The 22,220-nt window shown below is 34.8% G+C and carries 20 protein-coding genes and 1 tRNA gene; 6 read left to right on the forward strand and 15 right to left on the reverse strand.

Annotation, left to right across the window (positions count from 1 at the left end; translation table 11 throughout):
- Positions 1 to 10: 10 nt before the first annotated feature.
- Positions 11 to 1,045, reverse strand: a complete 1,035-nt coding sequence (locus Q2T76_RS03355) for a sugar-binding transcriptional regulator (RefSeq protein WP_302084105.1) — start codon at positions 1,043 to 1,045, stop codon at positions 11 to 13.
- 203 nt (positions 1,046 to 1,248) lie between these two features.
- Here Q2T76_RS03355 and Q2T76_RS03360 point away from each other — a divergent pair.
- Positions 1,249 to 1,320: transfer RNA gene (locus tag Q2T76_RS03360), tRNA-Arg, on the forward strand.
- 48 nt (positions 1,321 to 1,368) lie between these two features.
- Here the strand turns inward: Q2T76_RS03360 and Q2T76_RS03365 are convergent.
- From Q2T76_RS03365 to Q2T76_RS03385, 5 genes are all read right to left on the reverse strand, one after another.
- Positions 1,369 to 3,060, reverse strand: coding sequence for a hypothetical protein (locus tag Q2T76_RS03365; protein WP_302084106.1), 1,692 nt, complete (start codon positions 3,058 to 3,060; stop codon positions 1,369 to 1,371).
- Between the two features lie 101 nt (positions 3,061 to 3,161).
- A complete protein-coding gene (locus Q2T76_RS03370) occupies positions 3,162 to 3,890 on the reverse strand; it encodes a hypothetical protein (RefSeq protein WP_302084107.1) in 729 nt (242 codons plus the stop codon).
- Positions 3,891 to 3,900: 10 nt separating this feature from the next.
- Positions 3,901 to 4,452: a Pycsar system effector family protein gene (locus Q2T76_RS03375; protein WP_302084108.1), complete on the reverse strand. Its 552-nt coding sequence runs from the start codon at positions 4,450 to 4,452 to the stop codon at positions 3,901 to 3,903.
- Positions 4,453 to 4,650: 198 nt separating this feature from the next.
- On the reverse strand, positions 4,651 to 5,046 hold the full coding sequence (locus tag Q2T76_RS03380; RefSeq protein WP_302084109.1) for a type II toxin-antitoxin system HicB family antitoxin: 396 nt from the start codon (positions 5,044 to 5,046) through the stop codon (positions 4,651 to 4,653).
- Positions 5,047 to 5,120: 74 nt separating this feature from the next.
- Positions 5,121 to 10,271: an InlB B-repeat-containing protein gene (locus tag Q2T76_RS03385; RefSeq protein WP_302084110.1), complete on the reverse strand. Its 5,151-nt coding sequence runs from the start codon at positions 10,269 to 10,271 to the stop codon at positions 5,121 to 5,123.
- A 134-nt stretch (positions 10,272 to 10,405) separates the two neighbouring features.
- On the opposite strand from Q2T76_RS03385, the gene Q2T76_RS03390 reads away from it, so the two are divergent.
- The gene (locus tag Q2T76_RS03390; protein ID WP_302084111.1) at positions 10,406 to 10,750 is read left to right on the forward strand and encodes a helix-turn-helix domain-containing protein; all 345 of its coding nucleotides are present in this window, start codon (positions 10,406 to 10,408) and stop codon (positions 10,748 to 10,750) included.
- A gap of 38 nt (positions 10,751 to 10,788) precedes the next feature.
- Here the strand turns inward: Q2T76_RS03390 and Q2T76_RS03395 are convergent, their stop codons facing one another.
- On the reverse strand, positions 10,789 to 11,349 hold the full coding sequence (locus Q2T76_RS03395) for a PhzF family phenazine biosynthesis protein (protein ID WP_302084112.1): 561 nt from the start codon (positions 11,347 to 11,349) through the stop codon (positions 10,789 to 10,791).
- A 177-nt stretch (positions 11,350 to 11,526) separates the two neighbouring features.
- Here Q2T76_RS03395 and Q2T76_RS03400 point away from each other — a divergent pair, with 177 nt between their 5' ends.
- From Q2T76_RS03400 to Q2T76_RS03410, 3 genes are read left to right on the forward strand one after another with little or no spacing between them, the layout of a single operon-like run.
- The gene (locus Q2T76_RS03400) at positions 11,527 to 12,255 is read left to right on the forward strand and encodes an ABC transporter ATP-binding protein (protein WP_302084113.1); all 729 of its coding nucleotides are present in this window, start codon (positions 11,527 to 11,529) and stop codon (positions 12,253 to 12,255) included.
- Positions 12,252 to 13,400, forward strand: a complete 1,149-nt coding sequence (locus Q2T76_RS03405; RefSeq protein WP_302084114.1) for an ABC transporter permease — start codon at positions 12,252 to 12,254, stop codon at positions 13,398 to 13,400. Before Q2T76_RS03400 ends, Q2T76_RS03405 begins: the two co-directional genes overlap by 4 nt.
- Before the next feature lie 8 nt (positions 13,401 to 13,408).
- The gene (locus tag Q2T76_RS03410; RefSeq protein ID WP_302084115.1) at positions 13,409 to 14,059 is read left to right on the forward strand and encodes a TetR/AcrR family transcriptional regulator; all 651 of its coding nucleotides are present in this window, start codon (positions 13,409 to 13,411) and stop codon (positions 14,057 to 14,059) included.
- Positions 14,060 to 14,086: 27 nt separating this feature from the next.
- Here Q2T76_RS03410 and dltD read toward each other — a convergent pair whose 3' ends face one another.
- Genes dltD through Q2T76_RS03435 form a run of 5 tightly spaced genes read right to left on the reverse strand, consistent with a single transcriptional unit; the run spans position 14,087 to position 18,463 of the window.
- Positions 14,087 to 15,349 (reverse strand): D-alanyl-lipoteichoic acid biosynthesis protein DltD, encoded by a 1,263-nt coding sequence (dltD, locus tag Q2T76_RS03415; protein ID WP_302084116.1) that lies wholly within the window; start codon positions 15,347 to 15,349, stop codon positions 14,087 to 14,089.
- A 1-nt stretch (position 15,350) separates the two neighbouring features.
- Positions 15,351 to 15,581: a D-alanine--poly(phosphoribitol) ligase subunit DltC gene (gene dltC, locus Q2T76_RS03420; RefSeq protein WP_302084117.1), complete on the reverse strand. Its 231-nt coding sequence runs from the start codon at positions 15,579 to 15,581 to the stop codon at positions 15,351 to 15,353.
- A 13-nt stretch (positions 15,582 to 15,594) separates the two neighbouring features.
- Positions 15,595 to 16,791 carry a D-alanyl-lipoteichoic acid biosynthesis protein DltB gene (gene dltB, locus Q2T76_RS03425; protein WP_302084118.1) on the reverse strand — a complete coding sequence of 399 codons (1,197 nt, stop codon included), beginning with the start codon at positions 16,789 to 16,791 and terminating at the stop codon, positions 15,595 to 15,597.
- The gene (dltA, locus tag Q2T76_RS03430) at positions 16,788 to 18,305 is read right to left on the reverse strand and encodes a D-alanine--poly(phosphoribitol) ligase subunit DltA (RefSeq protein WP_302084119.1); all 1,518 of its coding nucleotides are present in this window, start codon (positions 18,303 to 18,305) and stop codon (positions 16,788 to 16,790) included. Before dltA ends, dltB begins: the two co-directional genes overlap by 4 nt.
- Before the next feature lie 14 nt (positions 18,306 to 18,319).
- Positions 18,320 to 18,463, reverse strand: coding sequence for a teichoic acid D-Ala incorporation-associated protein DltX (locus Q2T76_RS03435; RefSeq protein ID WP_302084120.1), 144 nt, complete (start codon positions 18,461 to 18,463; stop codon positions 18,320 to 18,322).
- Positions 18,464 to 18,690: 227 nt separating this feature from the next.
- Here Q2T76_RS03435 and clpP point away from each other — a divergent pair, with 227 nt between their 5' ends.
- Positions 18,691 to 19,278: an ATP-dependent Clp endopeptidase proteolytic subunit ClpP gene (gene clpP, locus Q2T76_RS03440; RefSeq protein WP_302084121.1), complete on the forward strand. Its 588-nt coding sequence runs from the start codon at positions 18,691 to 18,693 to the stop codon at positions 19,276 to 19,278.
- A gap of 37 nt (positions 19,279 to 19,315) precedes the next feature.
- On the opposite strand, the gene whiA is transcribed toward clpP, so the two are convergent.
- From whiA to rapZ, 3 genes are read right to left on the reverse strand one after another with little or no spacing between them, the layout of a single operon-like run.
- Positions 19,316 to 20,254: a DNA-binding protein WhiA gene (gene whiA, locus Q2T76_RS03445; RefSeq protein WP_302084122.1), complete on the reverse strand. Its 939-nt coding sequence runs from the start codon at positions 20,252 to 20,254 to the stop codon at positions 19,316 to 19,318.
- Between the two features lie 2 nt (positions 20,255 to 20,256).
- On the reverse strand, positions 20,257 to 21,291 hold the full coding sequence (gene yvcK / locus Q2T76_RS03450; RefSeq protein WP_302084123.1) for a uridine diphosphate-N-acetylglucosamine-binding protein YvcK: 1,035 nt from the start codon (positions 21,289 to 21,291) through the stop codon (positions 20,257 to 20,259).
- Positions 21,291 to 22,175, reverse strand: a complete 885-nt coding sequence (gene rapZ, locus Q2T76_RS03455) for an RNase adapter RapZ (protein ID WP_302084124.1) — start codon at positions 22,173 to 22,175, stop codon at positions 21,291 to 21,293. The genes yvcK and rapZ overlap by 1 nt, the downstream gene beginning before the upstream one ends.
- Between the last annotated feature and the right edge of the window lie 45 nt (positions 22,176 to 22,220).

The raw sequence follows: 22,220 nt of genomic DNA on the forward strand, positions 1-22,220 counted from the left end.
TAAAAATTATTTAAGGGTTATCCCTTAAAATCGCATTTGAGGCTCCCTCGTCAGTGATTAAAATCGTCTGAGCGGGAGCGTTTTTCATATATGCCTGAATTGCCTTGGCCTTAGTAGCACCACCAGCAATTGCAAACACATACTTAATCTTCAAAAGATCCCGAATATGTAATCCAATTCTAGGTATCTTATAAACCACATTGCCATCACTATCGAAGAAATCTCCGAAGGCTTCAGCTACAGCATTTTTTCTAAGTAAAAGCTGTTGAACTTCGGCCGGTAAATTTCTTCTTTTAGCCATGATACTTGCTTTACCAACACTATGTAAAACAACATCACTTTTTTCAATCATTCGAATGACTGAACTGACAGATGGTTCGGAAAGCAATGTTTCAAAGCTCCGTTCACTGACATCCTCAGGAACATATAACGTTTTGTGCTTTCCATTGGTATTCTTTGCCATCTTGGCACAAATGGTGTTGGCTTGAATCTCAACAGAGTCACCTACACCACCACGTGCTGGCACAAAAGTTAAGTCTCGCTTCTTGGAAATGACAGGTGTTAACTCATCAGCTACTTTGTTCATAGTAATTCCACCTGTAACTGAAATTGTAACGCCACCATTAGGAAGTGTCGAGTCAAGCGACTCGTTCAAAGCTCTTCCCAGAGCATCAATAACACGAGCTTGTTGGTCATAATCACCGGGCACAATAATAACCCTTTGAATTCTAAGTAATTTTGTCAATTTGCTCTCATCCTCAGAAACTTCCAGTACATTCGTAACTAGAAATTCTAAGGTATTTAATAGCTCTTGTCCTTTTTTAGTTAACATCATCCCGGATTTAGAACTAGTGATAACTCCTGAGCTCTTCAAGACATCCGTCTCGGTTCGCAAAGTTCTCTCACTCATATCTAATTCCGAAGCTAGCATCCTTCTTCCTACAGGCTCCATCCAGAGAATCTGTTGAAGAATTTTGTATCTTCGTGATAATGTCTTAAAAAAGTCAGGCGCTATTGCCTCAATCCATTCAAGACTTTCTTTCATTTTTCTACCTCTGGGACAACTTTCGTCCACGTATGACGTTTTGCGACCCATCAAGTTAAAAATAAATATTCATGGTGGAAACTTTTATCTCTCTCATGAACAAACAAATTATAACAATACCCATTTTTAAATGCAACTAACTTTATTTTAAATTTTGTCTTATTTTTCAAGCGAACTTGTATATAATAAAGATAGTTTTTTCTGCGTCGCTAGTGTAATGGATCGCACGCAAGATTCCGGTTCTTGAAATGCGGGTTCGACTCCCGCGTGACGCATAAAAAAGACACCCCCAATTAATTCCAGAGGTGTTTTTATTGTCTATTTTAATAATGCTTGGAGTTCTTATCTAGTTTCTCATAAAAGAAAATATAATTGCTTTCAGAATTTTTCTTGTGATTAGTTCCAAATTTGATTCCTCTAGATTTAGATTCTTTATAGATGTAGCCATTTAGTTCTTTAACTTGAGACTTTTCTATTATTGAACGCTCGTTATATACATCATAATTTTTAATCTCTACATCCTCTTCTATTTTCTCATTAGTGGCTGCATTTCTATATTCAATATGAATATTTGTGATAAAACTTTGTATTTTTGTGTCAATATATTCTCTTAGGCTATCGTCACTCGTGCAGGTCATATTAAAATATTCGGCATAAGGAACTGTAAATTTTGGATAAATATTAAATAAAGAAGCAAGCAAAAAGTCTGGATTCTTTTCATTATCAATTTGTTTTAATTCTTTTTCAACTAGATTAGCTAAAAATCTTTTAGTATCGTTATTTATATTACCATCAAATCTTAAAAAAATGTTATTTCTTTCAAATTCAATTTTTTCATTATCCACACTCATTGAAGTAAATATTTCTTGAAATTTTGGTTGAATTGTCCAATTTACATCTCTCCAAAAACTATAATCATCTATTTTTTTATCAAAAATAACACTAGGTAATAATATACTTTCGTTAATTATCCCATGTGAAGATCTATCTGAAAATCCTTTTTCTTTCAGTTCTTCTAAAAAAGAATCCTTTTTTGATAGTTCTGCAATGATAATTAATGACTCCTTATAGGTTATATATAAATTTTCACTTGATAAATCTCCTTGTTTATATAAATTATCCCAAAAATTTATTAAGAAAAGATAAAATCGATGGAGATAATTTTTAAAAAAATGATTTTTTATTCTATAAAAAATTTTTTTATAGAAACTCAGTTTATAATAACCAGGTATTATCCAATCATCAAGCATAGAAAAAATACCAATATTTAATTTTTCTAAAAACTCTTTTTTCTCACTTTTGTTCAGAGAATCAATCTTTGCAGATAAATATTTAAAATAATCATTATTATCAAAGTATAAGTATCTATGTAAGTAGTTCAAATATTGATGTTTGATTGCAATCCATATAGCAATTTGATTTGTTCTTTCTATAATAATTCTACGTTCCTTACTGTCTTCTCTTATCTCATCATATCCCCATATTATGTTTAAAACTGTGTATGATAAAACAATAAAGAAAGAAGAAAGCCACAAATTTAAAAGAAAACCTGTCTTAAAATATATATAAATTAGTGGCCCAAAAACAGTAACAATAAGATTGCCTCTAAAAAAACTTGTTTTTGAAAAAGTATTAAGCACAGTTATTCGTGGTGGTTCAACACTTAATGGATATCCAAAATAAGTTTCGCTTCCCTCTCTATTACTACTTGTTTTCATAAATATTTGAGCTAAAACGAAAACAATTGTATATGATGATAAAAGCCCAAAAACCAAACTATAAAGTTCTTTTATACTTGGAATTTTTGAAAAAAAACTGCAAGATTGAAATACTGCAAATACTCCCACAAATAAAATCGAAAAAAATATATTTGACACTATTTTTATCAATTTTGATTTTCGGTTTTTTATCGCTCTTAAATAATATTTAAAAACAAATTTATTACTTGTCCATTCAATTATCGACAATATCAAAATTACAACAACTATATAAAAAGCCAATTGATAATAATTCATAAATCATCTCCACATTCATTAAAAGTTTAAAACGTTATGCTAGTTTCCAGGTTCATCGCCACTTTAGCTTTGACCTTAACAATATTTATTTTAATAACTCTCTACAAATTTTTAATAAAATTATCAAAGGTAGTCACAAATACATTTCCATGATAAAAATCATTTGTCGCATTATAATTCCACCAATTCTTGAATTCAGAATTATCTTTAACACCGATATCTTTAATATTTGAATAGAACAAACTACTTACTGCAATTTCTTCTACTCCGTTTTTATTTGCAATATTCGCCAAATTTGCAGCATCAGCGACTCCATTCCCTATCCAAACTAAATTATTAATTCCAGTACCTTTTCTTCCAGCCTTTACAGCTAATGTTTTACTACATCCCAAACCAATTCCTGCTTTAACAGGTGGCAAATCTCTCTCCTCCAGACATTTATTTAGCATTCTCATATAAGTATTTATGTAGGCCGCACGAAAATATATGTCATATAGATCCTCTTTTAACGGACAAGAGTAAATTCCATATACGCAGTCGCCTCTAATTCCAATTTCTTTAAGTGATTTTTTACTAGTATCATTCTTAATAATATCAATAATTTCCGACGTAAAGCCACGTATCATTTTTGCAACATCTACATCATCTTGCTCACTAAATATTTCTGTAGAGTTTCTTAAATCTACGAATATTGCACCTGTCCATGATTTATATCCATTATCATATGTGAATTCGTCATCCACGGGTAACTTCTTTACTTCTTGTACGTGATTGGTGTTGTCCAAAATTTCCTTTAGTCTATCAAGCCCGGCTTTATAATCATACATCATCGTTTTCTCCTTAAATTTTAGTAAAATATAAAATTCCCATAAGTACTACCACAGACACAAAACTGCATATAAATAGTGCTGTACCCCATTTAGTCAGTCGATATTTTAATGTGCAAATCTTTGAGTTTTCATATATTTGTATAAGGACATCATCAATATCGTTTTTAACTGTTGACTTCTTCACCATCTTACTAAATTCACTGAATTCATAATTTGAAATGGAATTGAAATAGTACAAAGATTTTTTAGCCTTTTTTTGTCCATTTCTTCTCTCCAATCGTGGATTGAGCTCCACAACAAAGCAAACAATTCCCCCTAAAAAAGATAATAAAACTATCAGAAGAATTATTCCCAATATGTAACTATAAACTTCATTTATAGAACTTATAGAAGCATACAGTTCTATAAATTGTTTTTTCGAAATACCAAATGTAATAATTGTAAGCAATAATCCAGAACCAGATAATAGTATTGCACTTTTATCATCACAAGACTTAATCCATTCTAGAATTCTATCTAATCTGTTTAGCAAATCTTTTTTTCTCTCCACATTAGACATCATTTACTTTCTCCCTACTTAATAGTTTTCGCATTACATTTAAAAATATACTCACTTAATAAAAGACAAGCCAAAATAGTGCAGCAACTTTTACTAATAACTTTATCTATTTACCATTATAATACAACGTTCGAACGTTTATTAACTCATGATCTAAATATCCATTCAAAAAACCATTCACAATCAGGTGAATGGTTTTTTTTATATCTCAAGTTTTTTCTTAAGCGCTTCAGTGGCAACTCTAGAAACATTAATATTTTTTTCTCTAGCAAGGACACTCAAATATTCAGGCATGGTTATTGTTGTCCGAATGGTTTTTATATTTCGCGTACGCCATTTGGTCATATTAACATTTATATAAACTATCTTTTCATTATCTTTAATTTCCCAAGTTGTTGGATCTTGAACCTCTGGATAAGCACTCTCCTCATTCAGAATCCTAGCTATTGCATCCTCAGCTTTATAGGCTGCATCTGAGAAAGTTTCTCCTCGAGTAATCATATTTTCAATATTGGGAGAAGTTACCACGTAATAAACTTCGTCATCAAGAATCTTAGCGATAATTACTGGATAGATTATAGTATCTCTTGTCTTCATAAAAATAATCTCCAAGTGTTCTTTGATCTTATAATATAAAAACGCCGTAAAATTACGACGTTTTATATTGTTACTTAGTCTTCTTTTCTACGATTCAATTTTGATAATCCAAATATTGAAAGTAGTCCGACCCCAAGAATACTAAACATATTCCCTAGAATTCTTTCATCACCAGTTTGTGGTAATGCTTTTTTACCTTTTTTCACAGTCTTAGTTGTTACCGTTGTCTTAGTTCCAGGCTTAGTTGGATCTTTAACTGCTGGGTCTGGATTTTTAACGTAGTTAAAACTAATTGTCTGTGGTTTTGAAGTGAATATACCTGTTAGAACTGTCTTAATTAGACCCTGTTTAAAGGTATATCCCTTAATTGCCATTGGTTCTGGAGTTACAAAGGTTTCGCCCATGAAACCACTTAATACAATATCATCAGCAATCTTATTACCTTTTTCATCTACGTGTTGAATTGTTACATCAGCGGCTGGTGTCTTTTCCCATACTGCGTAAAGAGTAACAGTATCATTATTCTTCTTAGTCAATTCAGAAACTTCTTGACCATCTTGATATTCAACTTTGCCGTCGGCAGTTGTGCTCCAACCAGCAAATGTGTAGTTTTCCTTAGTAAAGGTATTAGTTGTTAGATTAACTTTACCGTTATCAATAACTGGTAAGTTAGCCATTGTTCCTTCTCCACCATTGGCATCAAAGGCAATTTCATAATTGATAGCTTTCACAGTTAGTTTAACAGTCTTAGTCTGTCCATCAGTTGCCTTAAGAACTACATTGTAGACACCTGGTGTTCCAAGGTCAGCAGCTGATAAGTCGGCTGAAACTGTTAAGGCTTTACCATCTCTGTCAGTAGCACTTCCACCGAAACTAGCTACTGTAGGTTTAGCATCGCCAACATACATTGAGAAGTCACTACCTTTAATACCTGTCTTATCTTCTTTGATAGTCAATTTAACTGTCTTAGATTGACCATCACTTGCTTTAAGGACAACATTGTAAGTACCTGGTTTCTTAAAGTCAATTCCAGTAAAGTCTGCAGTTACAGAGATTGCTTTACCAGTCTTATCAGTTGCGCTAGGTTGGAAACTGTCTACAGTTGGGGCTGCATCAGTATTGTACATTGTATAGTCTTTAGCAGAGATTGTTTGTTTGTTTTCTAAAACTGTTAATTTAACTGTCTTAGTTTGTCCATCGCTAGCCTTAAGAGTTACGTCGTAAGTACCAGCTTTGTCAAAGTTCACTACTGTGAAACCTGGTGTTACAGTAATTGTCTTACCATCAATATCAGTTGCTTTGGCTTTGAAATCACTTGCTGTTGGTATTGTGTCGCCAACATACATTGTGAAGTCACTGCCTTCGATAGTTCTTAAATCAGGTAGAACTTTTACAGTAACTGTTGTTGATTTACCACCATATGAATATGTGACACTATAACTGCCGGCTTTAGTTGTATCAACAGCATTGTTAGCTGGCAAGGTAACTTTATCAACTGTGACATTGTTACCATCTTGATCTTTAGCAGAAACAAAGTTATCTTTTGGATCCCATTTGTCACCAACATAAATTGTTGAATCTTTTGCTTTGATTTCTGTTAAGTCAGCTTTCCAAACTGCGTAAAGCTTGAATTGACCATCTTTGACTGATGTTAAATTAATCACTTCTTCTTTGTCTTTATATTTTACACTTCCAGTAGGTGTTGTTGCCCAACCTTGGAAGATATAGCCGGAACGTGTAAATTTATTCTCGTTTAAATCATATAGAACGTCATATGTCATAGCTTGATCAGCCATGGTTCCGGTTCCACCGTTAGCATCAAAAGTGATTTTATAAGGATGATTCTTCCAAACAGCATACACTGTCTTATCAGTAATAAAGTCAATTTTTGACCCGTCGCTGAAGTTAGGAGTAGTAGCAAAGTCTGAAGTACTCCAACCTAAGAACTCATAACCAGTTTTTGTTGGTTTAGTTATAGCAGCTAAGTTCACTGTTTCACCAAACTTGTAACTCTTAACAGTCTTATTAGATGTGACGGTATTGTTATCATCATAAGTAACATTGACACTTTTAGCTTCCCATACAGCTTGTAAGTTAACTTTTGAATTTGCACTACCTACAAAGAGAATAGTTTCACCTGGTTGATAGGTCTTAGAAGTATTAGCTTTATCTTGCCAACCTTTGAATGTATATCCAGGTAATGTTGGAATTTCATCAGATAGCTTGATTTGTCCGTTACCAAAAATATCTAATAAATCACTTTGAGCTGCCGGAATATTAGCTGCATGTTCAGTTCCAGCAGGTAGGAAACTTGGAAGATTCTCTTCATAGTTTACTTGAGCAACTTCGGTACTAAATGTAATTGACTCACTCTTAGCATTCAAAGTTGTTCCCGATCCCGCTTCTTTAGCTGAGTATTGGAATTGATTAATTGCTTTTTGATTATCAGCATTTGGAATTAAGAAATTCAAAATTGTATCAAGAGTTTCATTTGGTCCAACGACCTTGCTTCCAAAATCAATGAAAACTGCTGTTACTTTAGACATATCAGCTGGCTTAGTTGTTGTAAAGCCATAAGAAGCAAGTTGAGCAGCTGTCCATCCTTGCAAATCAGTATCGTAATCAGGTAATGATGAAACTGCCTTAGTAGTGTAGTAAACTTTTGCACCTGCAGGAGCACTGTCTAATCCATCAAAAGCAACTTGACCAGTTGATCCACGGCCATCACTTGTTGAAGGAAGAATATTATATAAACGAGCACTCTTGAAGCTAGTATTACCTTCATTAGTGATGGTAGCCTTCATTTGTGGCGAACCGCCTTTGTCAACTGCAAAGTTGGTTAGATTTGACCAGGCTTCACTACTGTTTTTACGACCCGCACTGGATCCATTCAACTTACTTGCATATACAATGCTCACAGGTGTATTACCAACCGTACGACCATAATATGAATTAATCTTAGAATTGTCATATCCCATTTTTTGAGCTAAAGAATCGTCTAAATTATTCGTTTCTTCAAGTAACTGAACAAATGATGGAATATTATGACTAGAAGTTACTGCTTTAATTGGATATGTTCCTACTGGAGCTCCAGCCTTAACTTTAAATTTAACTGGAATAGTAAATGAACGAGACAAGGCATTCTTATATCCAATACTACTTGCATTAAACTTGTAATAATTATAATCAGCATCTGCAGAAATTTGTGTGACTTTAACGGACCCAGGATAAGTATGGCCATTTTTCTCATCTACAAAGTCTTTATATGCAGAAGGATCTTGGAGCTCAAGAACTTTAGGAACTGCTACTACTACTTCTGGATTAGTCCAATCACCAATAGCACCGCTCGTATTGTATCCTTGAATCTGATAATCAACTATTTCACCAGGTTTTTTGTCAGTTGCATTTCCACTGACGAATTGCGCACGTGCTCGAGTTGCGTGGTTAGGAGCATAATAAGTGGTGTACTCAGGCTGTTCAATGACGGTAGGTATTACTTTGCTTGAATCAGTCTCGTCATCATAATACTTAGTAGCACCCATTGGAAGCTTGTAACTTCTATCTTTATCAATAGTTGTTCCATCTGGCCACTTATTGCCACTCCAATTCTTGGCCCTGTAAGATACATATAAACCATTTAATGAGGACAGATTTCCTTCAGTTTTCCCATCAGTTCCCATTGGAATTGTATGAACCTTATCAATATACTCATTTGCAGTTAAGCTAGGCAAACTTGCATCAAAAGTACCCGTTTGAGGAGCATTCTCAACTGTACGAGTAACGCCTGTTAGAGCATTCTTAATTTCAAATTTAACTTTCCAATAAGTTGGCGTTACTTCATCGGATTCAGTAAGACCGTAAACTGTAAATTTATTGTAATTAAGTTTTTCTGAGCCTGTACTCTTTTGATAAACAACAAAGTCACTATTTTTAACATCTTTTTTCCCAACATTTTTAAAAGTAGTTCTATTTTGATAGTTGTAGGCTCCAAAAGCGCGAACCAATGTACTAAAACTTGCAGTATCATTAGTATCTACAACGGAGTAGGTATTTCCATCCCCAGTTCCATGATTATCAAGTCCAGGATCTACATCAAAGTCAGAACGTTCTTCTTTAGTGAAGTCCCTTGATCTATAAGCCACTTTTTCTTCACCATTTACTTTTGTATAAATCATTCCAGATTTAATATGGAAATTATCACCATTTTTAATTGTACTTGGCATCGTAAAAGTTAGATTAAACATTGTATAGTTGTTATCTTTACTATTAGCATAATTCCAATTTTTGAAAGTAGATTTATCATCGGTAAGAGTACGATAATATCTGGTATATCCAACAGGAACATTGGTGTCTTCAGCTGACGTAACTCCATTCTTACTATAGTAGTTATTGTCCCCTGTAAATGAAGTTCCAGTTGGGACTTCAATAAACAAGCGATTATCTTTTGATGTATCCAGTAAAGACCATAAATTTTTATTGTTAAAATAAACTACACCCATTTGGATCTGTCCATCAATATACTTTGAACTACTTGGTAAAGCATAATTTAATTCTGTACTCATTCCATCAACGGCACTTGATTTGATTGTCTTGGCAGCTGACTCACTAATGACACTATTGTCACTTGTGTCTTTTACAGTGGCTTGCAAATTATTCCAAATAATTTGGTTTGCAGGAATTTTGGCACTGTATTGAGTATTGAATTTAAATCTTAAGTTTAGGGTTTCAACAGTAGGGGTTGATTCTTTCAAATGAATGATAAGTTTTTTGTTAGCTGTATCATTTTCATATGATGACACAATTGATTTAGCATCTGGTGCGTCGGGTTGTACCAAGCTAAAGATTGGGTCAGTTGTTGAGAAGTTCTTAAAGACCGGATCACTTGAATTAGGATAAAATCCATAAGGTACTTCAATCACAGTCTTGTCAGAAATATTGTCTTTAATTGAAACTGCCAAGGCAATATTAATTTCAGTAGGTCCAACACCTGTCGTTGGATCAACATACGTCTGAAACGTTGCCGGAGCATTTACACCAACAATTACAGAATTTGCAGCTTTTACTCCTCTATTTAATTTTGTTGCTAGGGGGTTTTGAATCTTTTGGGCGTTTGTTTGAGGTGCTTTTTCGTCTGAAATAGCCATTGCTGGTTCAACTGACATTGCGACAGTTGAAGACAGCAAAACTAATACGCCAAAAGCCGAAACTCGCGCTCTTTTTTTCATATCCTTAGTTCCTCCATTTTTAGATTAAAGTTATTTTATCATTACTATAGTAATAAGTAAATAGTTATTATATTCAGTTATTTATTACTTAAAAAACCTATATTGTCATAAATAAAAGTACGATGAGGTATTCTATGGAAAATAATCAACTAAATATAGGTAAAAATATTCAAAAAATCCGCAAGCAAAAAAAGATTACTCAAGAATCTCTAGCCGAGTTGAGTAATCTTTCCATTAACTATATTTCAAAAATTGAACGACTAAGTGACCAAAACGTCAGTGTAAAAAGTCTATTTCAAATTTCTAACGCCTTAGAAGTGAGTCCTCTAGAACTCCTATCGCTTGATACTTCAGATTTTGAAAAAGGCTTTTATACTGAAAATTTAATTTCTTTGCTTTCTGAATTAGACACTAAAACCGCTAATAACTTGAGTAAACAAATACTCCAACTAATTGAAGTATCGAAGGAATTAAAATAATAGCTAAATAAAAAAACACGAAAATATTCGTGTTTTTTTCAATCCAGTAAAATTACTCCTCTTCCCACATCTGCCGATGGGCCTGCAATACTAACGAAACTTATTTTCTCGTCGTTGTATTTTACATTAATAGTTATTTGACTTGGTCGGTTAATTTCCATCCCTTGTTCACTTAGGATCTGATATTCACCAGAACTCTGCGGAGCAACTAATTTATAACGAGTTAAATACGCACCCAAGGGACCGCTAGCAGCACCTGTGGCTGGATCTTCAGAAATACCCATTGTTGGGCCAAACATTCGACTATGAATGGTTGCTTGAGTGTCGATAGTTTCTGAACTGAAAGCAAAAATATAGCCGGTCCCAATTGTTGGGTGACCAGCTATCGGAACTTCACGACTTGGTGTGAAAATGCGAATCGTTGCTCGCTGGTCAGTTATTTTAGTGACAAAGACTGCTTCTGACAAATTTAGTTCTCGAGTGATTTTTTGCATTTCTACATCCGTCAATCCTGCTGCATCTTCAAAGACCGCCAATTGATTGCCACCAAATGGTTCTTTGGTAAATACATCGATCAATTCATAATGAAATTCTCTCAAAGTAAGCACCTCTTAACATAGTTATAGTGGTGTCTATGTTAGTAATTAATAATTAAAAAAGCAATTTAAATGGTTCGCCTTTCTCACTTTTTGTTGACAAATTTTCAACTTGGAATTACACTGATTCCAATAAGTGAGTAAATACTCACTTACCAAAAATTATAACGGAGAATAACAATGACAGAAAATAGTGTTATCAAACTTAGTCATGTCGTTAAAAAATTCGGTAACGACACAGTTCTAGATGATATCGACCTTGTAGTCAATACAGGTTCCATTGTCGGTTTAATTGGTCCTTCTGGTGCTGGTAAAACCACTATTATCAAAACTCTTTTGGGAATGGAAGTTGCTGATGGTGGTCAAGCTACTGTCTTCGACCAAACGATGCCTAATCGGCAATTACTTTCACGAATTGGTTACATGGCTCAAACCGATGCCTTATATGATTCTCTTTCAGCTAGAGAAAATCTCAAGTTCTATGCTGATATGAAAGGCCTTAGTGCTAGTCAAACAAAAGAAGAAATTGATCATGAGGCAAAAGTTGTCGGCCTTTTTGAAGACTTAGACAAGCGGGTTGCGGATTATTCTGGCGGTATGCAACGTCGACTATCACTAGCAATCGCACTTTTAGGTCAAAGTGAATTATTAATCTTAGACGAGCCAACCGTTGGAATTGATCCAGCTTTGCGAAGACAAATTTGGAAAGAACTAAAGAATTTGCGTGACCAAGGAAAATCCATTCTCATTACAACTCACGTAATGGATGAAGCTGAACTAGTTGATGATGTAGCTCTTTTATTAAATGGAAAAATCATTGCCTTTGACGAGCCAAATAATTTGAAGACCACTTATAAGGTTAATACGATTGAAGATGTCTTTTTGAAAGCTGAGGAGGAAAACCAATGAGAATTGTTGCTATTGCTAAACGAGTTTTAATCGAATTACTTCGAGATAAACGAACACTTGCTTTAATGTTTGTTGCCCCAATTTTGGTTTTAACTTTGATGAAAATCGTCTTCACAGCAAATTCTACAGTCAACTTGAATGTTGCTACAGTTTCTGTCGATTCCAAAATTGCCCAACAACTAGATGACACTAAGCATGTATCAGTCAAAAAATACGATACAAAGAAAAAAGCTGATAAAGCAATCAAAGACCGCAAGGTCGATGCTATTATCAACTTCAAAGATAACAACTATTACGTTACATACGCCAACACCGATGCCAGCAAAACATCAGCCACAAAAATGGCCCTACAATCGGCTATGGTAACGACAAATATTAACAATTTAAAAGATACCGTTACCCAATTAAAAGATACCCTCACTAAAATACAAGCTAGTCTACCACCAGCTGCTCAAGCTCAAATGAATCGCCCTAGCGACAATAAGAATCAAGCACAAAAAGCTCCTAAAATTCATAACAAGTATTTATATGGTGACAGTGATACCAATTTCTTTGATAAAATGTTACCTATCTTGATGGGATTTTTCGTTTTCTTCTTTGTCTTTCTAATCTCGGGAATGGCATTATTAAAAGAAAGAACAACCGGAACGCTGGATCGTTTGTTATCAACTCCTGTAAAACGTTCTGACATCGTTTATGGTTACATGATTAGCTACGGTCTTCTAGCAGTTATCCAGACCTTAATTATCGTGTTGTACACTGTTTGGGCGTTAGATGTTCAAGTAACCGGAAGTATTTTATTAATGATCTTAGTTAACGTACTTCTGGCAATGGTCGCCCTAGCCTTTGGAATTCTCATGTCCACTTTTGCCAAATCAGAATTCCAAATGATGCAGTTCATTCCATTAATTATCATTCCTCAAGTCTTCTTCTCAGGAATCATTCCTTTAGATACGATGGCTGATTGGATTCAATACATTTCTTACATTCTTCCATTGAAATACGCTGGTGATGCCCTTTCAGGAATCGTCTTGAGTGGCGTAAACTTCTCGGCGATTGCTGTTGATTTGTTAGTATTACTAGGATTCTTAGTAGTCTTAACTTACTTGAACATTGTTGGTTTAAAAAGATATCGTAAAGTATAGAGGTAACTATGGCTGGAAAACAAATTTTTGAAGATTATCGTGATTGGCTGCAAAATGAACCAATTCCTAACGGAAAAAAGAAAGTTGTTGAAGCAAGTTTAGATCTTTTCTCAACACAAGGTTTTAACGGAACTTCAACTAAACAAATCGCTCAAAAATCGGGAATGAGTGAAGCAACTATTTTTAAATATTTTGCCAATAAAGATGAATTATTGAAATATATTTTAGCTCCAGTGATTGAGAATATCATTCCCAACTATATTGAAGATTTCACCACTCAATTAAATTCTGCCGAGGACTCGATTGAAAAAAGAATTCATTTCATCGTTAGAAATAGATATGACTTCCTTGTCAGCAATAAAGAAGCAGCCTTGATTTTGATTTCAGAGTTAATGACTAATGAAGAAATTAAAAATAAGATTGTCACTTTATTTATGAGTCGCGCCAATGACCTACAAACTATTTTTAAAAAGTTTTTCTTCAGTACAAATGAAGTTAGAGAAGACTTGCAGATATTTGATATTATGAGATTGGTTGCCGGTCAGATAGCCTTTCTTTTCATACAAAATTACAAACTCTTGCAACCAGAAAATGAACAAGCAACTGATCATGATTTATCTGTCATTGAAACAAATATTTATCAAGCGATAAAAAAATAAAAAACACATCCATAGCGATGTGTTTTTTTATTGTGGTAACCCACTCCATTTACCCGTACCATGGGTCCAGGCATTGGTTAGGAATTCGTCATTGATTGTATAGGTGGGTTCATTTCGTTCCTTGGAACTCAAGAACTTATTGATATATTGATCGGCTTGAAGCCATCCATACCAACCTAAATGAATCGTATCGGCCATGAAATAATCAGTTGAACCTTGATCAGAAAAGTCGGCGATATTATTAAACCCTTGGCTTCTCAATTGATAAGTAATTCGCTTGTCAAAATCACGAAGCATTCGTGGTGGTAAACCAGTATATGCTTGCCAACGTTGATTGACTGGTGGAATGATGAATAAGACATCAACTTTTTCTTTAGCAAATTGATTTAATACCACCTGAAAATCGGCATATTCCGGTGAATATCGATAATCTAAACCATGTTGGAAATTACGGAACTTCGGTAGACGTTTTCTTAACTTCTTATCAAAAAACTTATTGTCGATTTTAAATTCATTATTGTTAGTGTTAGCCTCACCCAAGTCCTCAGCCAACTGAGACATCTCATACATATCGTATTTATCAGGCAAGTCTTTCTTTGCCGCATCAATTTTTGGTTGTTGAGTAATCGAACCTAAACCACTAAAAATTTGATCTTCTCGCTGCAATTCTTGATGTCTAAAACTCAAAGTTTGTCTTTGTTTCTTAGTCAGTTGTTGTTTATGAGCAACTCGATTCAAAGCTTCGACTAAATTCGAGTTACTTTGCACAGCTTTAAAACTCAACAATCGATTGGCAAGGTATTTATCAGTCTTTGAAATTTTCTTCAATGACAAAACCCAATCTAGTGTTTGTAACTCAGAGAAGTAAGCATTGAAATAATCGGGCTTAATTCCTTTTTTGACAAACCACTGTGGTGAAATAATGAAGACAGCTTTTTTATTCTTAATTGCTGACTGCATTGAAGTGACCATCATAGCTTGAGAAATTGATTGCGTCCCTGGCGCCCCTAACAAGAAAGGACGATAACTACGATCGTACTTCTGGGCTAGAACTGACGGATGAAAAGCATCAAACCGATTTAGTTCGGATGATCCAAAAAATGGCACAAATTTCTTCTTTTTCATGGCAGCATTCTTAATAGCATCCCCACGAATAATATCGGAGGACATTGCTGATGCATCCTTATCTAAGTTACCGAAATGAAATTGAAATGGAGTTACGAAAATAATTGCGACTAATAAAACAGCAATTATTAACGGTCCAAAAATTTGCCATAGTCTTTTTTGCATTTTACATCATAGCCTTTACTTGTTGAATGATTTTGTTGGGAGTATCCCACTCTTCACGAACTGTTTCAGAAACAGGCACTTGAACACCTAATTGACCATCGATTTCAACTAAAAGTTGAACGGTTGCTAATGAATCTAGCAAACCTTCATCAAATAGATTAATGTCGGGGTTATTTCTAACCTCATCAGTACCAGTAATATCAGTTAAAATATCTAAAATTGTGTCTTCCATTATTCAAACTCCTTTAAAAAAATAGTTGATTTAAAAATCCTGAGAAAATTAGGAAACTAAAACATACTGCGTTAAAAGTAATAAAGGTTGCTAATCCCTTAGTTCCCCAATTACTAGGTATACTTTGACGATGTTTCTTCTTGAATCGAAGCCAGACATCGTTTAAACAAATCAGTGTCGCATGGTATAAGCCATAAACAATATAGTACCACGTTAAGCCATGCCAAACGCCCATGATTATGAACAAGGCAAAGTAGCCAACGTTTGAAGCAACTATCCGACTCTTAAAAACTTTTTTCTTAATTAACATAAACATCAAACGCATGTAGATGAAATCTCGGAACCAGAATGACAATGACATGTGCCAACGATTCCAGAATTCCTTAATGTTTGGTGCTGAGAAAGGCTTATTAAAGTTATCTGGTGTTTTGTAACCCAACAAGTAACTTGTCCCGACAGCGAACAAACTGTAACCAGCAAAGTCGAAGAACAAGTACATTGAATAACAATACATATAACCAACTAAGGCCCAAGATAATCCACCTTTATTCAATGCTATTAACCCAATTTGTGGTAATAATACTTGGCCAAAGAAGTAGCCTAAGATGAACTTGTATAAGAATCCTAGGAAAATCTTCCAGACTGCTTGTCCTAACATCTCAACATATTCACTTGGCTCAAGATCATTTTCTTCGTCTTTTTCAAAACGACGAAAACGATCAATTGGTCCTGATGAAATCGTTGGGAAGAATAGCAAGAAACGAATATACGCCAACGGACTAAACTCTTTAATCAGTCCATCACGGGTTTCCATAATCACTTGCACTGACTTGAAGGTTAGATAACTTATTCCTAAGAATCCAAATATTGAATTTTGCCCGTCAATGAATGGTGTGATTTTTACCAGAATTAATGGTAATAATGCCATCAAAACCGCTAAATAGAAAATCCAACTTGAGTTCTTACGAACACGATAAACATGATATAACCAAGTCAATAAACTCTCAAAAATCACGTAAGCAATTAATGCTAATCCTTGATGTAAGTGTGTTCCACCAAAACTGATGTATAAGAAAATCAACGTTACAATTGCTGGGTAGACTTTCCAACGTTTACCAGTACTTACAAAGTGAATCACAATTGGTGCTAAAGCAATGAATAGATATAGAAAATAAATTGGTTCTGCATAAGGTGTCAGTGTAGGAATCATGCTGTATTCACCTCATTCATCAAGCCCTTACGATCTAATTTACCATTAGGTGTTTGGGGAATAGCATCAACGTATACTATTCTTTGTGGAATCATGTAATCCATAACTCCTTGGGCTAATTCACTTTTGATTGCCTTAGTTAATTCAAACTCAGAAGCAAAATCATTTTTATCGGCAACCACGAAAGCAATTAAGTTTTGAACCTTCAAACTATTCTTTTGATACTTAGGAACCACAATTGCTTGGTTTACTAAGGACACTTGGTTCAAGTGAGCGTCAATATCTTCTAACTCAATTCGATAGCCATGCCACTTCACTTGAAAATCAATGCGCCCATTATAAAGCAACATCTGGTCTGAATTCATTGAACCAGCGTCACCAGTTCGATAAACTCTCTTGCCATCTTTTTCAATAAAAGCTTGTTGGGTTTTTTCGGGATTGTTCAAATATCCCTTAGAAACTGACGGACCTGAAATTGTTATTTCACCTTGTTCACTCGACCAACTATTTGATTCTTCATCAAAGAATTCTACTTTGGTATCGGATTTAACATAACCAATTGGCAAACGATGATCTCCAGATAACATTTCAGGAACCAACTTAACCACCGAAATTGCCACCGTGGCTTCGGTTGGTCCATAGGTATTGTAAATTGAAGCATCAGGGAATTTTTCAAATAGCTTCTTAGCTGTGTTTTGACTGAGTTCTTCCCCACAGAAGTAGAATTGATTCAATGATGGTAGATTATCAGCATTGAATTCTGGTGCCATCAAACAAATATCCATGAACGAAGGAGTTGAAACCCAGATATTCAAATCTAATTGCGGTAAGGTCTCAAATAATGACTTGAAGTTATTGATAACGGATTTTTTCAAAGGTCGTAGACATCCCCCAGTTAGCAACGAAGGATAAAGTGACATCACTGATAAATCAAACGAAAATGGCGCCTGTAGTAAGAAGTTCTGTTGAGCTTGAATAGGCTCAATGTTAGTAAACCAATCCACAAAACTCTGTAAGTTGTCATTACTAATTTGTACCCCTTTCGGAACCCCAGTTGTTCCAGATGTGAAAATAATATATAGATTCTCATCACCTTGAACCGGATGAGCATGAAACTCATTATTCGTTTCAATTGCTGACTTAATATCAGTTAAAGAGATAACTGGAAGTTCAGTTGACACTTCCCAGTCACCACCAATATTGATGATTGCGCTAGGTTGAGCAACTTTCAAAATATTTTCAATACGATCCTTGGGAGTGCCAATTTCAACCGGAATGTATGCATGACCACAACGAGTTGCAGCTAACATACTTACTAACATCTCTAGTTCAAAATCTCCATAAATAATGATTGGAGAATTGTCATTCACTTTAGTATCTAAGAAAGCAGCTAAGTTAATGACTTTTTGATTCAGAGTCTGGTAATCACAACTTTGTTCACCATTATCAAACGCTATCTTATTAGGATATTTGTTACAAATGCTTATTAATTGTTGAGTTATTGTATCAGTCATCGTGCTTTACCTTCTTAGAATTCGTTATAAATAAATGTTCCACCTTGGATATTGTGGTACCTATAAAGATAAATTAAAGCCAAAATGATGATAAAGTAAAAAATCGTTCTTAACACGAAGCTACAACTAGCTTGATGTTTCTTATAAAATTCTTTCATAATCATCCCACCATAGAAAAACTTATCATTTTTAAATATTACAATTATATTACACTTCACTTTTTGGTAATTCAATTGAATCACGATAATTTGGCCTTACAGTTTTGTAAGACCAATTTGTTAATTAGGCAAAGCAGTGCTTAAAATTTGACCACTGGCGGGCTCTATGGTAAATTAGCACAGTACTTAAAAGAGTGCTAGAAACTTAATAGGAGGCGCTACTATATATGTTAGTTCCAACAGTCATTGAACAAAATTCACGCGGTGAACGCGCTTATGATATTTATTCTCGTCTTTTAAAAGACAGAATTATTATGCTTTCAGGGGAAATTAACGATCAAATGGCAAATACAATTATTGCTCAATTACTTTTCCTAGATGCACAAGATTCCAACAAAGATATTTCTATATACATTAATTCTCCAGGTGGTGTAGTTACTGCCGGATTAGCAATTCTTGATACAATGAATTTCATCAAGTCAGACGTTCAAACAATCGCTATGGGAATGGCTGCCTCAATGGCCAGTGTTCTCTTAGCATCAGGTACCAAAGGTAAGAGATATGCTCTTCCAAATGCTACTGTTTTGATTCACCAACCATTAGGTGGAGCTCAAGGACAACAGACAGAAATTGAAATTGCTGCTAGAGAAATGTTAAAAACTCGTGAGAAATTAAATCACATCTTGGCTGATAGTTCTGGTCAAACTTTTGAACAACTTCAAAAAGACACTGACCGTGATAACTATATGTCCGCTGACGAAGCTAAAGCCTATGGTTTGATTGACGACGTAATGGTTAACAAAGATAAGAAATAGTTCTAAAAAAAAACGACTGAAAATTTCAGTCGTTTTTTTATTTACCTTTTGCTTCCTCAGCAATTTGATTTAATTTTCTTAAGCGATGATTAATTCCTGATTTTGAAATTGCACCAGATGGTACTAAGTCTCCCAACTCCTTCAATGAAACTTCAGGATTCTCTAGACGAACTTGCGCAATCTCTCGTAGTTTATCAGGCAAACTATCTAAACCAACCGTAGTAGCTAAATATTTAATATTTTCAATTTGCTTAGTAGCAGCATTCACGGTTTTATTCAAATTGGCATTTTCACAATTAACTAATCGATTAACCGAATTTCTCATATCACGCACAATTCGAATATCTTCAAACTTCATCATCGAATTACTTGCTCCAATGACTAATAAGAATTCAGCGATTTTTTCAGCTTCTTTCAAATAAACAATATAACCATTACGTCTTTTGGTAATTCTCGCATTCAAGTCGAAGTGATTCATCATTTTGAGCAAATCTTCACCATGAGATTCATAGAGTGAATAGATTTCTAAATGATAGCGTGAAGTTTCAGGATTATTGACACTTCCTGTTGCCAAAAAAGCTCCTCTCAAGTAAGAACGCATTCGTTGTTCTTCTTCCATGATTTCTTGAGGAACATCGGTATTAATTTGATAAGAATTCTCAGAGATGATACCTAAATTCTGCAAAATCTTATCAGTATCTTTTTTTAGACGAACAACATATTGGTTGTTCTTTTTTAATTTCATTTTCTTACGAACTAACAATTCTGATTCAACGGAATAATTCTGTTTGAGTAAAGAATATATTCGCCGAGCAATTGCCGGATTCTCAGTGACCACACTTAAGACAAACTTGTGGTCTTGAATCGCTAAACTACCGTTCATTCTGATAAGCGCCGCTAATTCAACACGAGCGTGCTCAGGATGAACCTCTAGCATAGTTAGCTCTTTTTTCACTTCACTTGCATAAGAAGCCAAAACTATCTCTCCTCATTTTTTCTCTGATCCGACTGGAAGGCCAGATTCATAATTTCATCAGATACCTTATCACCATCATGAAATGCTCCATTATCGTGTAATGATAAGAAATCATTAGAAATAACTCGAATTCCCATATCACGCATGGTTTGAAAATCATATTTCACTTGAATAGAATACTCATCATATTTTTGATAATCCATATAATCTTCGGGAACCGGCGTTGTGTTAACCAACACAGTATCGACAAAATTGCCACCTAAGTGTTCATCTAATACTTTGACATGCTCTGCATCAGTAAAACCTAAGGTCTCGCCTTTTTGTGTCATGATATTGCAAATATAGACAACTTCGGCCTTAGTTTCGCAAACTGCCTTGCCCAAATTATCAATCATCAAGTTAGGTAAGACACTGGTAAATAAACTACCAGGTCCCAGCACAACGACATCAGCATCAAGAATTGCTTGAACAACTGGAGCAACCGCTTCTGGCTTCACATCTGGATTTTCGCTATCTGTCACCCAAACTCGTTTTACTTTCTTGTCAGCAGCAGTAATTTCACTTTCACCGGCAAGCTTAGTTCCATCAGTAAACTCAGCATTCAAAGTCAAACTGTGATTCGATGCTGGATAAACGTGACCGTCGACTTTCATCATTTCCGATAATACTTGTACAGCATCAAAAATATTGGAATAAATTTCTGAAAGAGCCGCAATAATGAAGTTACCAATCGCATGTCCAGCAAAGAAAGTGTCTTTTGAATCAAATCGATACTGAAAAACATCCAACTCCGTTTTGGGTAGGTCTGATAAAGAAGTCAAAACGTTACGAATATCTCCAGGAGGGACAACGTTAATATAATCACGGATAATTCCCGAAGAACCGCCATCATCAGCCACAGTGACAATTGCAGTTACATCCGCATTTTTATTTTTTAAGCTTTTAACGACAACTGGAAGACCCGTTCCACCACCAATCACAACTACTTTGGGACGTCTGCCTTTAACAACTCGAATGGTTTTATTTTGAGAGAGCATTAGTTTCCTCCAAATTGTGACTTTTCACGATCCCGATGAGAAATTTCTACCTTATAATTTTCTGCACGTAGGTCATGACCCAGTTTTTCAGCAATAGCAACTGATCGGTGCTGTCCACCTGTACAACCAACGGCTATGGTCAAACTCGACTTCCCTTCTTTTTGATATCCAGGAATAATTGACTTCATTAACTCTAAATATTGTTTGTAGAAATTCTGAGATTCATCACTATCAAAAACATAATCAGCAACTGGTTCGTCTAGACCTGATAGTGGTTTTAATTCTGGTATGTAGAAAGGATTTGGCAAAAATCTAACATCCACAACATTATCGGCATCGATTGGAATTCCATACTTGAAGCCAAATGACATTACTTCAATTCTAAACAAGGTGTCTTTGTCATTATCCTTGAAGTAATCAATGATTTTTTCTCTTAATTGGCGAGTATTGGTGTCCGTAGTATCAATAATTAAATCAGCACTGCGTTTTATTTCTTCAAGCATTTGACGTTCTTTTTTGACACCATCTAATAAGCGTCCACCGTCGGTTACAAGTGGATGAGCACGTCGAGTTTCTTTATAACGAGCAACTAACTCTTCATCAGAAGCATCAAGGAACATAATTCTTGTTTCAACGTTTTCTTCTGAGCGTAATTCAGAAATCATCGAAACAATTCGTTCGTAGAATCCACGCGAACGTAAGTCGACTACTAAAGCAATTTTGTCGACTTTACCTGATTCTTGAACAAGTTCCCAAAATTTGGAAAATAAAGCTGGAGGCATGTTATCAATACAGAAATAGCCCATGTCTTCCAACGCACGCATGGCAACGGTTTTCCCCGCTCCACTCATTCCTGTAACAACAACTAATTTTGTCTCTTCCATACCTATTACACCTACAATCTTTTTGTTAAATTCTATTATAACATT

It is taken from the genome of Lactobacillus sp. YT155, from assembly GCF_030504545.1.
Lineage (GTDB): Bacteria > Bacillota > Bacilli > Lactobacillales > Lactobacillaceae > BQUT01.